The sequence below is a fragment of the Chryseobacterium potabilaquae genome, assembly GCF_902728265.1.
Lineage (GTDB): Bacteria > Bacteroidota > Bacteroidia > Flavobacteriales > Weeksellaceae > Chryseobacterium > Chryseobacterium potabilaquae.
Genome location: NZ_CACVBR010000018.1, coordinates 18,675 through 33,935 on the forward strand (window position 1 = coordinate 18,675; position 15,261 = coordinate 33,935).

Genomic DNA, 15,261 nt, shown 5'->3' on the forward strand with positions numbered 1-15,261 from the left:
ATATGGGGATTAACTATTCTTAATAATAGTTTCCAAAACAATGAGCACATTTTTAAATAGACAGCTCAGTCATTTTTTGGAATAAGTAAAGTGCTTAGCATGCTAAATTTTCTTTTTTATAATAGATAGCAACGAATATTTGATTTTGAAAGTGAGTTTTAAACGTCCCTATTCTGTTTTTTTAATACAGTCCAAAAACCTATCTAAGCAACACAACCTATTAAGTTACAAATTATTTTAATAATAATTTCAGAAAAATAAAAAAATAATTAAATCTTGTGTAACCTTTTGGTGTTTTCAAACGTATAATATATAGAAACTCTTTTTTGAGGATAATAATAGATGAGACAATTAAAAATTACTAAGCAGGTTACCAATAGGGAAACTGCTTCATTAGACAAGTATTTGCAGGAAATTGGTAAGGTAGAATTGATCACTGCAGACGAAGAAGTGGAATTAGCACAAAGAATACGTGCTGGTGACAGAGCAGCATTAGAAAAACTAATTAAAGCTAACCTTCGTTTCGTAGTTTCTGTATCAAAACAATATCAAAACCAAGGTCTTTCTTTACCCGATTTAATTAATGAAGGTAACCTAGGGCTAATGAAAGCTGCTAAGAGGTATGATGAAACAAGAGGTTTTAAATTTATTTCTTATGCAGTTTGGTGGATTCGTCAATCGATCTTACAAGCTTTGGCTGAACAATCAAGAATTGTAAGATTGCCATTAAACAAAATTGGTTCAATCAACAAAATTAACAAGGCGTATGCTCACTTAGAACAAGAAAATGAAAGACCACCTTCTCCAGAAGAATTGGCTGAAGTTCTTGATATGAGTGAAGAAGACATCAAAGAGTCAATGAAAAACTCCGGAAGACATTTGTCTATGGATGCTCCTTTAGTAGAAGGTGAAGACTCCAATCTTTATGATGTCTTACGTTCAGGAGAGTCTCCAAGTCCGGATAAAGATCTTATGCTTGAATCTCTTCAAATCGAAATCGAAAGAGCATTGAATACCTTAACGCCAAGAGAAGCTGATCTTGTAAGATTATACTTCGGATTGAACGGAAAACACCCAATGACTTTGGAAGAAATTGGAGAAACTTTTGATCTAACAAGAGAGAGGGTTCGCCAAATTAAAGAAAAAGCAATCAAAAGATTGAAACACAATACCAGAAGTAAGATCTTAAAATCTTATCTAGGTAAGTAAATAATTCGAAAAAAGTACAATAAAAAAACGAAGCCCATTAAAGCTTCGTTTTTTTATTGTCTTCTGTATTTGAGGAATATGTATTAATGATTATTAAACCTCATTTTACAAATAAGTTTTATTTTTCAAGGGACTTTTTTCATGATTTAGCAAATCGTATGCAATTTGTATCATTCTGCTGTTATTTGAACCTCCCCAAATTGCTCTTCCAAAAAGATAGCTGGTGGTATACTCTTTCCAAGTACTGCAGTAGGTTTTTAGTCCTGTATATGATTTTTGTAAATAGTCCTTCAACTCTACTTCAGAAATATAGCCTACCTCATAACAACACCGAACTAAAAATGCACCTCTTCCATAATTCCAAGCAGTGTCTTTTATTTTTTTTATCTCTGTGAAATTTAAGATTACATTCTGTTCTATCAGTTCAGGGACAACATTGTTTAATTTTCGATATATTTCTAAATAATGTTTAAAAACATCTTCTTTACCCGGTAAGTTTGATTTTAAAATAGAAGCATAGTTTTCTTTGTCCTCAAACGCTTTATATATCACATCCAAATACTCATCTTGGTTTCTGTTTTGCAAATCCAAAAGCACTTCAACGGCGCAATCTTTATCAAATATTTGCCAATATTCCTCTAAAATTGTTTTTAGTTTGGCGCTGCTAAGACCTGTTACATAAGAATTAAGATAAGCAGATTGTTGTTCTGCATACATTGAGCTAATCAATAGATGATCTAATTGCTGACCTATTACTACATTTTTATCATTTAATCTTATACTTTTAAACGCATTAAAAATTTTGGAAAATAGTCCCATATATCTATATTATTTGTAGGTTTGGAAACTTGTCTTGCAATATTTTGACAAATTTTTCGCCCACTACTTGATACTTAACTCTTGTGGTTAGTTGTTTTTTCATGTCTAAAAGGTCGGTTGGATCTGGCACATAGTTTAATCTGTCGTGAATTTCTAGTGACACAGGAGTTTCATCGATATCAAATGTTATAATGTGTATTTTCGGTAAATATTCTTCAGAAGATTTTGAATAGATTCCTAATTGTGATTTTAAAATCCCTCCATATTGAAGTTTTGCTTCTTCAATTCGGAAATGATCAAAAACAATATGCTCATCTAATTCGCCAACAGTATTGGTACTGAAAAAATGCAGATCACTACCGCTCAATACCCAAAAACATTCGGTTTCTATCCGTCTCAGTTTTACACCTATTGTAGAAAGCGCTACGTTTTTCATACCGTCACTGATAATATGCTGAACTTTATTAGTTGTAGATTGAGGTACAGATGCAGAGGTATATGCATCAATTGGTTTCCCATTCATCCATTCTTTTAGTTGCGGAAAATCTTGCATTAAAACGTCTTGATTGTATAAAGTATATTTTTTTCTTTCGCTATCCCAATCGATCTCTGATTTTACGGATTGGTGTTTTTTGTTCATATATACCATAAAAATGATACCTGCAACAACTAATACTACGGGAATTAAAAATAGTGGAGTCATAAAAAATTAGCTGGTTAAATGTTAGTGGTTTTTACGTTTTTAGTTTTTTTTGAAGATATATTTCCCCAAATTAACAATGTTATTAAAATAAAAAAAACAAGTTTTCCTCCTATTTTTTGCCAAAAAGATAAAGGGTTTTCAGCAGTCGTTACATCAAAATCATGTTTCTCCTTTAATATTTTAGCCTCTTGAGTATCAATTTCAAAATAAGTATTATTCGAAATATCGCTGAGTACGTATCTCCCATTAGTATTCCAAATAGACATCCATAAAATACCATATTCAGTATTAATATAAGAGAGGTTTACTTTTTGTCCCACCAATTTCTGAATTTCAGAATCGGTTGGCAATTCTTGAATTGGTTGGATTTTTTCACAAGGAAGGCAAACTGGAAATTTCGCTTTTGCTGATGCAAAAGTTATTGTACAAAATGCGATGATTGCAGTTAAAAATAATTTTGTAGTCATAATTTGTATTTTTATAAATTGAACCCGTTACCTTAGTATGGGTCAACTCTGCAAAAGTACAAAATATAAATTTAAAATAAATCAACATGTTGATTTACAGTGTTTTTTAGAGCGTTTTTAGTTGCCATACCTTGGTTTTAGTTGAACAAAAGTGGTAACGAATAGTTTTTTATCTTTTTATTTAATAGTCAATAATTTGAAGTAAAGAGAATGTTAAAATTTTCTTAAAATACAATTTTGTTTTTACTTAGATTAAATAAAAATAATACTTTTGAAAAATTTTTCTCTTTATATATGAATCTATCAAACGTAGAAATAAAATTATCACTACCCTTTCTTCATCTCCAAATGGTAAAATTACAGTTTCTCAACGAAAGATAACATCCTATATAATAAACACTCACCTATAAATTGTATAGCCAAAATAAACAAATAAGCTATATATTAAAAAGAAACCTACAAAAAACATGAAAGCTATCAACGAAAAAATTTTTTCTAAAGAATTTACCGGATGGGGTAAATTTGAAATATGTCATTTCAATCTTCAAGAACATTCATCCATTATTCATCATTGGGTAAATAAAAGTTATGCTGCATATTGGCAAATGCAAAATACTACTATTCAAGAAGTTACCGATACTTATGAAACTTTAATTAAAGATCAGAATAATAGTATTTATATGGGATACTTTAATGGAAAACCTGCATTTCTTTTAGAATGCTATAATCCTATTGAAAGTCAACTCACCCAATTTTATACCCCAAAAGATTTGGATAAAGGAATGCATATTCTTACAGCTCCATGCGAAGAAAAAATACCTTCATTTACCTGGAATATTTTCCAAACAATTATTGAGTTCATTTTTTCCGACCATACAATTCACAGAATAATTGTAGAACCTGATGTTAGAAATGAAAAAATACATAAGCTCAACTTTAAAGCAGGATTTGTTTACGAGAAAAAAATAAAATTACCCAATAAGGAAGCTTATCTTGGATTCTGTAACCGTGAAGATTTTTTTAATTCATTGGAGAAAACGATTCATACTCATGATCAACCCATGAATCAAAACCTTATTATATCTCCCCAAAAAACAATAGAACATCTTACCCCAGAAAATTGGCATAAAGCAAATTCATTTATAGTACAGAAAGCAATTTCAGAATTCTCTCATGAAATGCTCATTACTCCTGAGCTAGAGACTATAATTCAAGATTGGCATCATTATAAACTTTGTCCGAAAATAAATCCTGAAAATATTGTTTATAGATTCAAAGCAAAAAAATTGGCATTAGATCATTGGATGATCGATAAAGAATCAATAAAAAAGACTAAGAACGAAAAAGAATTATCTTTGGATGCTGTGCATTTTATGATTGAATTTAAGGAAGACTTAGGATTTTCAGAAACGGTTTTACCGGTATATATTGAGGAAATTATCAGTACGTTGAATGGTAGAGCTCAAATTTATGGTAGAGAAAATAATGTTCAGACATTAGCCGATGCTGATTATCAAAGTATAGAAGGTTCAATGACCGGCCATCCCACATTTTTAGCAAATAATGGTAGAATTGGTTTTGATGCCGATGATTATTATAAATACGCTCCAGAATCTCAAAATGAAATAAAGCTTATTTGGATTGCTTTAAAGAAGGAACAATGTGTAATGGCGACGATTCAATCCATGTCATATGAAGAATTGTTGGAACATGAAATTTCCGCCTCTGAAAAGTTGAGATTTGACAGAACTCTTCTTGAGCTAGAGCTACAACCGGAAAATTTTTACTACATTCCTATTCACCCTTGGCAATGGTATAATAAAATGAATACTATCTTTGCAATAGAAATAGGTAGACAAAATATTATACTTTTAGGTGAAACTCAGGATTATTACAAAGCTCAACAATCTATCCGAACTTTTTATAACATTAGCAATCCCCAAAAGTTTTATGTAAAAACAGCTCTTTCCATCTTAAATATGGGCTTTATGAGAGGGCTTTCTCCTTATTATATGAATTCTACTCCGGCAGTAAATGAATGGTTGGAAGAACTTCTTATTGATGACCCATATTTAAAACAAAGAAACTTCATCCTTTTAAAAGAAATTGCAGCTATTGGATTCAGAAGTGGGTATTATGAAAAAGCTTTAGGAAATAACAATACTCCATATACAAAAATGTTAGCCACTTTATGGAGAGAAAGCCCTAATCAATATATAGGAGAAAACCAAAGAATAATGACTATGGCTTCCTTACTACATGTTGATAATCAAGATAATGCTCTTGTATCTCAGCTTATTCAAAAATCAGGGCTTTCTATCAAAAACTGGCTAAGTAAATATTTTGATGTATACCTTATGCCTATGATCCATTGCTTCTATCAGTACGATTTGGTGTTTATGCCACATGGAGAAAATCTTATATTAGTGATGGAAGATCATGTCCCTGTTAAAATATTTATGAAGGATATTTCGGAAGAAATTGCCTTATTTAATCAGGATATTGAGCTTCCTGAGAATGTGAGTAGAGTTCGCTTAGAAATGCCGGATTATATCCAACTATTATCAATATACACGGATGTTTTTGATTGCTTCTTCCGATATCTTTCTGCAGTTCTTTATGAACATTCCGGATTTTCTGATGAGGATTTCTGGCAATTGGTTGCAGAAAAAATATTTTCATACCAAGAAGAAATGCCTCATTTGAAAGAAAAATTTGTTCGATTTGATATATTTGAAGAAAAGTTTAAAAGAAGTTGTTTAAATAGAATTCAGATCAAAAATAATAAACATATGCTTAATTTGGCAGATCCTGCAGGAAGCTTACAATTTTTTGGAGATTTGGAAAACCCTATCCATAAATACAAAAAATAATTTCATATAAATTTTCATATAAATTGATTTAATAAAAATAAGATTGAAGTCTATCTTCAGTCTTATTTTTTTATTTCTTGAATTTTTCTAATCACCATGTTATCTCCATTTTAAAGAAAAATACGCTAACCTACGTTCCAATATCCATACATTTAAAATATTTCCCTATTTTTATGAGATTTAACAAATTGTATGAAAAAAAATTTTACCTCTTCCCTAGCCTTTCTTTTGCTTTTTTCCTGTGCGAAAAGTGAAGCTGTAGCAGATGATATCGTAGAAAATGCGGAATCAAAAATATCTTCTTCAAGATATAGCAAAGGACAGAATATGATTGATGCCATTTATTATGAGTTAATTAAAAATGATGAAAATCTTAAAAATTTAGATAAAAAAATTCTTTTACTTCAAAGAGAAAGTCATGAGGTAGAAGATATATACGAAGATATACAAAAGAAATCCTCAGAATATTATGCAGACGCTGAGAATGTAGCCAAGTCAGTTAATGATTCTGTTCTAAAAAAAGAATTATTAAAGTTATTAAAAAACAGCTCCAATAATAACTTTTTAAAAGAGAAAAAATATCGAGAACTTACTAAACAAATCAATGATAATCGTCAAACTATTTATTGTCATTATTCTGCATTTAAAATTAAAAAAACACTTCCAGAAATTGAAAAATATCAAAATGGCCATCCTTTAAAAACAGATAGTCTTGAAAATTTTGTTAACAAACAAAATAAACTTCTCAGTAAACTTAAAAATTTGAAATAAAAATATTCATGGAATATACTGTACAGTGGCTCTCAGATAATACAAGAATTAAAGAACTCGTTAATTTCTTTATCTCCCATAAAACTACTTCTTATATTTCTCATAGTGAAATAATCTCAGGACGAGCCGTAGATTCTAAACATTGGAATTCGAATCTGGAAGCGATACTCACAGATCAGTTCAATAATGAAAATAATACTTCTACTCAACTAAAAATACTTATTGCAGAAAACAATAATCACGATATTATAGGGATGTTGGTTTTTCATGTAATTAACAGTGGATTTAGGCAGTATGCCGTGTTAGAAGATATGTTGTTAGATCAATCTATAAGAGGAATGTCTATTGGTAGTACATTACTAAAAAATGCTATTCAAGAATCAAAAAATTGGGACATCCATTTTATTTTATTAGAAAGTGGTGTTGATAATGAAGGAGCCCATCATTTTTTCAATAAATATGGTTTTGAAAAAGTTTCCGAAAACTATATTCTTATGTTATAATTTTAATAAATATAAGGGTAAAAAGTAAGGCTTGGATTATAAAAATCCAAGCCTTAACTTTAATGTGTATTTAGCAAACACTATTATTTGTTATAATATCTATTATCGTTTGTTCTTCTTTTACAATATTGATATGTGATGCATTCACAGGATATACTGTTAACAAACTGTGATTAGCTAATACCTTATCTACATTATTATAAGGCAATTTTCGGATATACTCATTTATTATTTGATTTTGCTCTCCCTCCATAGTCATTGCTTTCAATAAGATTATTTTTGTAAATCTTAGTTTAGTAGAAATATCCTGATCACTTAATATCAACTCCGCTTTCAATAGATTTTTAACATCTATAAAATGAACACTATTCATATGAGTTTCCAATCTTTGGCATAGTTCTTCATCGGAAATAGCTAACGTATTCATTTTCATCAATTCTGAATCCGAATATTTAAGAATCGTATCCAATAAATAAACTGTAATGTTTTTATATCCTCTACTTTCCAACTCAGAAGCAATTTCCAAAGCGATTTGTCCTCCTAAAGACCATCCCAATAAAATATACTCTTCCTGCTGACTAGTCTTTTGTATTAACTCAATATGATCTAAATAATATATAGCCAAATGGTTGAGGTTATCTATCTTTTCTTCATGATACAAATTATAATAATCTACTCCATAGCAATGATAATCTTGATATAACTGATCTGCAAGTGATTGATATACTTCACTGCATATACCTCCTGGATGAATCATAAACATATTAGGTTTTGTATCTGCATTATTAAGAGAAACAAGCGGTTGGTATTCCGGTTTAGAGTTTTGGATAATTGAGAATAATCTTCCAATGGTTTTTCCTTGGAAAATATCAGCAACTTTTATTTGGACTCCTAGTTGATGATTAATCTTACTGATGAGTTTGATAGCCATAATACTGTTTCCTCCCAATCGGAAGAAATCATCATGGATGCCAATATTTTCTATAGGCAAACTTAAAACCTCGCCATAAATCTCTGCTAATTGTTTTTCAAGAGCTGTCGTTGGTGCTATATACTCTTTATCTCCTGTGAAGTTAGGTTCAGGTAAAGCCTTGCGATCTAACTTACCATTTATCGTAAGAGGAAGTGATTCCAAATGTACATATACAGAAGGAACCATATACTCCGGAAGAAGACCTGATAAGTGCATAGATAAATCTTCATGATTAACTGCATTATCTGATACATAATAGCCTACTAAATATTTTAATCCTGAACTATGCTCATTAACTAGCACAACATTTTGTCTAATCCCTTCATAACTCAACAAAGCACTTTCTATCTCTCCTAGCTCAATCCTATACCCTCTGATCTTTACCTGGAAGTCATTTCTGCCTATATATTCTAAATCTCCTGCCGGAAGATAACGTACTAAATCTCCAGTCTTATACATACGTCCATTATAACCTATCTCCTTCTCTTCTTCGCTTTGGAAAGGATTAACCAGAAAACGTTCCTCTGTAAGCTCTAGAAGATTTAAATACCCTCTTGATAAACCGGCTCCTCCTATATACAATTCTCCTACAGCTCCCACAGGTACGGGACGTAAATATTCATCCAGTACATAAGTTGTTGTATTGGTAATAGGTTGACCTATGTTGAGAGCATTACCATCCTCATGATAATGATGATAAGTAGCACATACCGTTGACTCAGTAGGACCATACGCATTGATTACATCAACACCTTCTCTTCTATAACATTCCATGACTTCCGGATGAGTAGTATCTCCTGCTACAATAAGGGTATCCAACGGTAAGATTAGCTCTTTAGTCAGTAATACAGGAGGGATCGTGGCTATCTGGATCCTATTTTCAACTATATATCTATGTAATAAACTTAAATCTGTCTGGTTTTCTTTACTTATTAGATGTAAGGTATGGCCAAACGAAAGAACGGAATAAACATCCCATACATGAGCATCAAAAACATAGTTGGCATACCATAATGCTCTTTTCTGTAGATGGGAAGAAGAATGAACTGTATCCAGGTTAAATATAAAAGACTGTTGCTCGATTAAATTAACCACATTTTTATGTTCTATCATAACTCCTTTTGGCTTGCCTGTTGTTCCACTGGTGTAAATGACATAAGCTAAAGCCTCCGGACTTACTTCAGTATTTGGATTATCCGTAGAACAAGTACTCACTTCAGCTTTCATTTCTGAACCATTCAGACTTATGACACTCAGGTTTGAAGATTCTGTTTTATACTCATATAATCTGTCTTTTGTATTCTCTTCAACGATTACAATTCTAGCCTTGGTATCTCCCAAAATATGTTCTATTCTATCCATGGGATAATTAGGATCCATTGGAACATACGCTCCGCCTGATTTCAAGACTCCTAAGATTGCAATTAACATCTCCTCAGACCTTTCTAAACATAAGGTTATCAATTCATCAGATTGGATTTGATAGTTTTGTAATAAATAATGAGCCAACTGATTGGATCTTTCATTAAGCTCTCTATACGTTACCTTTACATCTTCATACACCAATGCTATATGATCAGGAGTCTTCTCTACTTGCCTCTCAAATAACTCATGAAGGGTAGCAGTTGTGTCATATTCTGAATTGGTATCTACAATATTTGAGAAGATTTGATCTGTTTTATACTCTTCTTCTCTTACCCAAGATAGATTTTCAAGTTTTAACGGACATCTATTATCTCTTGGGTGACATACCATCTGTTCTAAGAGATATACATACGTCTTAATCATATGATCAATCGTACTTTCCTTGAATAATCCTCGAGCATAATTAAAACTTCCTGACAGAGAATCTCCTCCATCATCTATCATAACACTTAAATCAAACTTGGATACATCATACGAAACATTTCCTTCAAATTCTTGAAACAAAGAGTCTTCTCCATACATCCTCTTTGCTTCATTTCCAAAACTCTGCAAACCAAACATCACCTGGAATAGAGGATGACGAGATACATCTTGAACTACTCCTAACTCTTCTACCAATTTCTCAAAAGGAACATCCTGATGCATCTGAGCCTGAGATACTGAATCTGAAACTTGTAAAATAAAATCTCTTACCGATACTCCATAGTCAATCTCTTCTCGAAGGACAAGTGTATTAACAAAGAAGCCTATCAAATCCTCTAAGCCTGTATGATGACGATTCGCTATTACTGTTCCTAGTACTATATCCTTTTGTCCCGAATAAGAAGATAATAACAAATAATATCCTCCCAGCATCACACTGTATAAACTCACTCCTAAATCTCGAGACAATAATCGAAGTTCTTCACCTAAAGTACCTGCAATACTAAAATGTACCGTATTTCCTTTATAAGAAATAACCGAAGGACGAGCATAATCTAAAGGAAGATTTAGAGACTCAACTCCAGAAAGTTTAGTCCTCCAATAATTCAACTGTCTATCTAATACTTCACCTTGAAGATAAGATCTCTGCCATAAAGCAAAATCCTTATACTGAATATGTAACGAGGGTAAAGAAACCGGATGACCTGATAATAAATCCCTATAGATAGCACGTAGTTCTTCTAAAAAGATATCTGTAGACCAACCATCAAAAGCAATGTGATGAATGACTATACTAATATAAGAGATATACTCATTATTATTTTTAGTCTTTTCTTTCTCATGAAATACTTGAACTGAAATAGGAAGTTCTTGGGACAAATCAAAAACTCTATTAACTTCTTGAGATATAAGATCTTCTAAATGCTTAGAACTCTCCACATAAGTCTCTTTAATACTGAGCTCATGATCACTCACATATTGATAACCTACTCCCTCTGAACTGGTTACAATCAAAGTACGTAGAATATCATGTCTGGACAGAAGAACTTTAAAAGATTCTTCTAAAATGCCAAGATCAACTTGTGATGATAATTCAAAAACCATAGGAATATTATACGCAGAGCTTCCTCCTTCATACTGATCAATAAACCATAAACGCTCCTGAGCAAAAGATAAAAGCTGGTCCTCAGGATGATGAACCGCTATAGGACGGATCATCTCTACAATATCAATTGATAAACCTTCAAGTGCACCTGCTAATCCAAAGATCGTTTTATGGCTAAACACCATCGCTACACTGGCCTGTAAGCCTAATCCTTGATGAATCTTACTGATCAGTTTAATAGCCATAATACTGTTCCCTCCCAAACGGAAAAAGTCATCATGTAAACCGATACTTTCTACTGGTAGACCTAACACCTCTCCATACATCTCTGCTAATTGTTTTTCAAGGATAGTCGTTGGTGCTACATACTCTTTATCTCCTGTGAAGTTAGGTTCTGGTAAAGCTTTATGGTCTAATTTACTATTGAACGCTATAGGAAGTGATTCCAGATGAACATACACAGAAGGGACCATATACTCAGGAAGTAATCCTGATAAATACACAGATAGGTCTTCAGGATTAAATGAAGTATCAGACACATAATAGCCTACTAAGTATTTTAACCCTGAGCTATGTTCTTTAGCTAAGACTACTGCTTGACGAATACCTGCATAGCTCAACAATCTACTTATATCCTCTGATCTTTACCTGAAAGTCATTACGACCTATATATTCCAAATCTCCTCCCGGAAGATAACGTACTAAATCCCCCGTCTTATACATACGTCCATTGTAACCTATAGCCTTTTCTTCCTCGCTCTGGAAAACATTAACTACAAACTTTTCATCGGTAGGCTCTGGAAGATTCAAATAGCCTCTCGAAACTCCTACTCCTCCTATATACAATTCTCCTACTGCTCCCTCTGGAACTGGACGTAGATACCTATCCAATACATAGGCTGTCGTATTGGCTATAGGACGACCTATATTAAGAGGATTATTATCCTTGTCATAATGATGATAAGTAACACATACTGTAGTCTCAGTTGGTCCGCATTCATTAATTAAAATGACATTCTCATGGTTTAAATCACTAATATCCGGGAAAGCTTCTCCTCCTACCAATATCAGTTGAAGACTTGTATCAGGAAGAAGCTCTCTCAAGATAACCGGGGGTATAAACGATACCTCTATACCATTCTCTGTGATATATTCATTAAGCTCACTTACTGACCTTCTCAGCCTATTACTATACAACCACAAGGTATTACCATGGCAAAGAACTGGGAAAGATTCACTTATAAAGGCATCAAATATATAATTGGAATAACAGCCTACATGAGTATATTCATTAAGTCTGTGAGGCTTAATCATAAATTCTACAAGATTCACAACTCCACCATGTTCTATCATTACTCCTTTTGGATTACCTGTTGTTCCACTGGTATAGATAACATAAGACAAATCTTTCGGACCCACATCAGTCTTTGGATTATCTATCGAATAGCTACTCAATATTTCTTCCATACCTGAAGAATCCAAACTGATAATGCTAAGATCATCAATTTGATCCTTTGATCCATAAAGATTTTGTATTGTATTCTTTTCACCTATCATGAGTCTGGCCTTAGTATCTCCTACTATATAGGTTATACGATCCATAGGGAAATCAGGATCTATAGGAACAAAAGCTCCTCCTGATTTTAAAACTCCTAAGATTCCTATAAACAACTGTTCAGATCTCTCTAAACATAGAGGGATCAATTCATCAGCCTTAATCTCATAATTTTGTAATAAATAATGAGCCAATTGGTTTGATCTCTCATTAAGCTCTCTATAACTTAACTTTACATCTTCATACACCAAAGCAATATGATCCGGAGTCTTATCTACCTGTCTTTCAAATAATTCATGAAGGGTAACGGTTGTATCATATTCAGCCATTGTAGAATTCCAGTCATGAAGGAGAGTTTGGTAATCATCTTTATTTAATAAATCATAGGAAGATATTTGAGTTTTTGTTTTATTTTCTAATATATCATCTAATACTTGGACAAATAATTTTTTATAGATTTCTATAAATTGAGAGACTAAATCAGAATCTAATTCAAAATGATCATATTTGACGCGACAATTTAATTGATTATCTTTAATTTCCTGTTCAAATATAATTTTTCCAGGTAAGTCTACATTCAGATCACTATTAATAATTCTATTGTAGGTTCCTTCATAATTAAAAAATATATCTTTAAGATTAGCCTGAACAAAATTAAACTCTAATATATCTGATGTTGGAGCAAGTCTAATAATTTCTCCTACCGGAAGATAATGAGCCTTAGTTTTCTTTAACTCCGTAACATAATTTAAATTCTGATCAATAAGATCTGAAAGATTCGTTTTTGAAGTAAAATGATAACCTTTTATAATTGTATTAACATGTGCTCCAAATATAAGGTCTTTTCCTTCTTTTATTCCTACTGGGTAATTTATCCCTACCTGTTCTATTCCTGAAATTCTATGAATAGCTATGGCTAATATCATCTGTCCATAGGTATAAGGAGTCAATTTATGATTTCTTGTAAGTTGTTTTACTTTTAAGAAAATATTTTCTAGAAACTCAAACCTAACCTCTTTTACTCTATTGATATGAGAATGTTCTTTCGATATGCTAGAAGTCTGTAAAAATTTGAATCCAATATTTTCGATGCCTTCCAACTGCTTTTTCCAAAAACTAGACATCTCATTTTTTCCTTTCCTGAAAATTTCATCAAATTGATGATTCAAATTTTCATGTAACCGTGCCTGTTCAAAAAGATTTACTGGATTTATATAGGTGGGATTATTATAATAATTACTAATTTCATCGTATAACGAATTACCACTTAATCCATCTACTATAATATGAGAGAGTACATATACTATCCTATATCTCTCATCACTTAATTGAATAACATAGAATCTTACTAACAAATCTTTTTCAAGATCAAAAGGCTCTAGAACCAAATTTAATAATTCTTCTCGACTAAGCTCTTGAGGAAAATAGGTGATAATTTGGGCATCTTCGGATAGTAAAGGCCTACTTTTCCAAATGAGTTCATCTGATGTATTGAGAACATTACTATTCATTAATAAATGATTATTAATAAATCTTACCAAACTAGAATTTAATCTTTCAATATCTAGAGCTCCAGACATTGATTGATCTAGCACCATATTATAATCACTTCTTGAAGGATTGAGCATCCATTCATTATAAAAAGATTCCTGATAAGGGGTTAATTTGATTAAAAATTGAGATTTTTTCATTATAAGATATATAGTGTTTAAATTATTTTATGAAGTCTTGTAAATTGATTCAATATTAAATTCTGATAACAAAATAGAATTCTTCTAAAGGAGTAAGTACAGATTCATACCTCCTGTGTATATTAAAAATGTATGGGGTAAACTGAAAAGTAAAATCACACTTGAAAATGTTAGAATATATTACTTTCTCTTAATGTTTAAGAAAAAATAATGTTATGAGATACAGGCTATATTGCTGATAATAAACTTATTTTCAGTAATAAAATAGGCCTTATAATGAAAAAGTAACATACAAAAGCTTACATATAAATAATATAATTCTTCATTCTGAATATAACTCAAAAAGAATAAAAATATTAAATATGTGTTTAGGTTGTTGAGCTCAGTATATCACTGATTCTAACTCATGTATTAATAACAAGTTTAAGAGTTTGTTACTTCAGTATTATAATTTCAGGTGTGTTATTAGTGAAAAATTATCTTTTAGATAGTGATAATTATTTATAGGAACTAAGAGTATTGCGTATTTCATCATCATGCTTTTATGTGGCAAATATAAAAATTTATATTAGTATTAACCTTATATATTATGTTAAATATTTTAATCCCTACCTAACCTTATTAATTTGTATTAAAATATGCTATATTAGCCTTAAAAAGATATTATTTTTCCGAATTTATTGTTAAATATATTATATAAAAAATGAGGCTTGGATTTTTATAACCAAGCCTGAAAGTCCATAA

General features: G+C 31.4%; 9 protein-coding genes. 4 read left to right on the forward strand and 5 right to left on the reverse strand.

Features of this window, described 5'->3' with window-relative positions; translation table 11 throughout:
- Window positions 1–342: 342 nt before the first annotated feature.
- Window positions 343–1,209: a sigma-70 family RNA polymerase sigma factor gene (locus tag CHRY9293_RS10710; RefSeq protein WP_002979276.1), complete on the forward strand. Its 867-nt coding sequence runs from the start codon at window positions 343–345 to the stop codon at window positions 1,207–1,209.
- Window positions 1,210–1,314: 105 nt separating this feature from the next.
- On the opposite strand, the gene CHRY9293_RS10715 is transcribed toward CHRY9293_RS10710, so the two are convergent.
- From CHRY9293_RS10715 to CHRY9293_RS10725, 3 genes are read right to left on the reverse strand one after another with little or no spacing between them, the layout of a single operon-like run.
- Complete coding sequence (locus tag CHRY9293_RS10715) at window positions 1,315–2,028, reverse strand: DUF1266 domain-containing protein (protein ID WP_162032971.1); 714 nt, start codon at window positions 2,026–2,028, stop codon at window positions 1,315–1,317.
- Between the two features lie 4 nt (window positions 2,029–2,032).
- Window positions 2,033–2,731, reverse strand: coding sequence for a hypothetical protein (locus CHRY9293_RS10720; RefSeq protein ID WP_162032972.1), 699 nt, complete (start codon window positions 2,729–2,731; stop codon window positions 2,033–2,035).
- Window positions 2,732–2,745: 14 nt separating this feature from the next.
- Window positions 2,746–3,198 carry a hypothetical protein gene (locus tag CHRY9293_RS10725; protein ID WP_162032973.1) on the reverse strand — a complete coding sequence of 151 codons (453 nt, stop codon included), beginning with the start codon at window positions 3,196–3,198 and terminating at the stop codon, window positions 2,746–2,748.
- A gap of 467 nt (window positions 3,199–3,665) precedes the next feature.
- On the opposite strand from CHRY9293_RS10725, the gene CHRY9293_RS10730 reads away from it, so the two are divergent.
- The 3 genes from CHRY9293_RS10730 (at window position 3,666) to CHRY9293_RS10740 (ending at window position 7,345) form a co-directional block, all read left to right on the forward strand.
- Window positions 3,666–6,071 carry a GNAT family N-acetyltransferase gene (locus CHRY9293_RS10730; RefSeq protein ID WP_162032974.1) on the forward strand — a complete coding sequence of 802 codons (2,406 nt, stop codon included), beginning with the start codon at window positions 3,666–3,668 and terminating at the stop codon, window positions 6,069–6,071.
- 192 nt (window positions 6,072–6,263) lie between these two features.
- The gene (locus CHRY9293_RS10735; protein ID WP_162032975.1) at window positions 6,264–6,842 is read left to right on the forward strand and encodes a hypothetical protein; all 579 of its coding nucleotides are present in this window, start codon (window positions 6,264–6,266) and stop codon (window positions 6,840–6,842) included.
- An 8-nt stretch (window positions 6,843–6,850) separates the two neighbouring features.
- Window positions 6,851–7,345 carry a GNAT family N-acetyltransferase gene (locus tag CHRY9293_RS10740; protein ID WP_162032976.1) on the forward strand — a complete coding sequence of 165 codons (495 nt, stop codon included), beginning with the start codon at window positions 6,851–6,853 and terminating at the stop codon, window positions 7,343–7,345.
- 70 nt (window positions 7,346–7,415) lie between these two features.
- On the opposite strand, the gene CHRY9293_RS10745 is transcribed toward CHRY9293_RS10740, so the two are convergent.
- On the reverse strand, window positions 7,416–11,891 hold the full coding sequence (locus CHRY9293_RS10745) for a non-ribosomal peptide synthetase (protein WP_162032977.1): 4,476 nt from the start codon (window positions 11,889–11,891) through the stop codon (window positions 7,416–7,418).
- A 4-nt stretch (window positions 11,892–11,895) separates the two neighbouring features.
- On the reverse strand, window positions 11,896–14,517 hold the full coding sequence (locus CHRY9293_RS10750) for a non-ribosomal peptide synthetase (RefSeq protein WP_162032978.1): 2,622 nt from the start codon (window positions 14,515–14,517) through the stop codon (window positions 11,896–11,898).
- Window positions 14,518–15,261 lie beyond the last annotated feature (744 nt).

Excerpts from the sequence above, each read along its gene's own strand:
- CHRY9293_RS10720 (WP_162032972.1), bottom strand. The coding sequence starts at position 2,731 with ATGACTCCACTATTTTTAATTCCCGTAGTATTAGTTGTTGCAGGTATC.
- CHRY9293_RS10750 (WP_162032978.1), bottom strand. The coding sequence starts at position 14,517 with ATGAAAAAATCTCAATTTTTAATCAAATTAACCCCTTATCAGGAATCT.
- CHRY9293_RS10735 (WP_162032975.1), top strand. The coding sequence starts at position 6,264 with ATGAAAAAAAATTTTACCTCTTCCCTAGCCTTTCTTTTGCTTTTTTCC.
- CHRY9293_RS10740 (WP_162032976.1), top strand. The coding sequence starts at position 6,851 with ATGGAATATACTGTACAGTGGCTCTCAGATAATACAAGAATTAAAGAA.
- CHRY9293_RS10725 (WP_162032973.1), bottom strand. The coding sequence starts at position 3,198 with ATGACTACAAAATTATTTTTAACTGCAATCATCGCATTTTGTACAATA.
- CHRY9293_RS10730 (WP_162032974.1), top strand. The coding sequence starts at position 3,666 with ATGAAAGCTATCAACGAAAAAATTTTTTCTAAAGAATTTACCGGATGG.
- CHRY9293_RS10715 (WP_162032971.1), bottom strand. The coding sequence starts at position 2,028 with ATGGGACTATTTTCCAAAATTTTTAATGCGTTTAAAAGTATAAGATTA.
- CHRY9293_RS10710 (WP_002979276.1), top strand. The coding sequence starts at position 343 with ATGAGACAATTAAAAATTACTAAGCAGGTTACCAATAGGGAAACTGCT.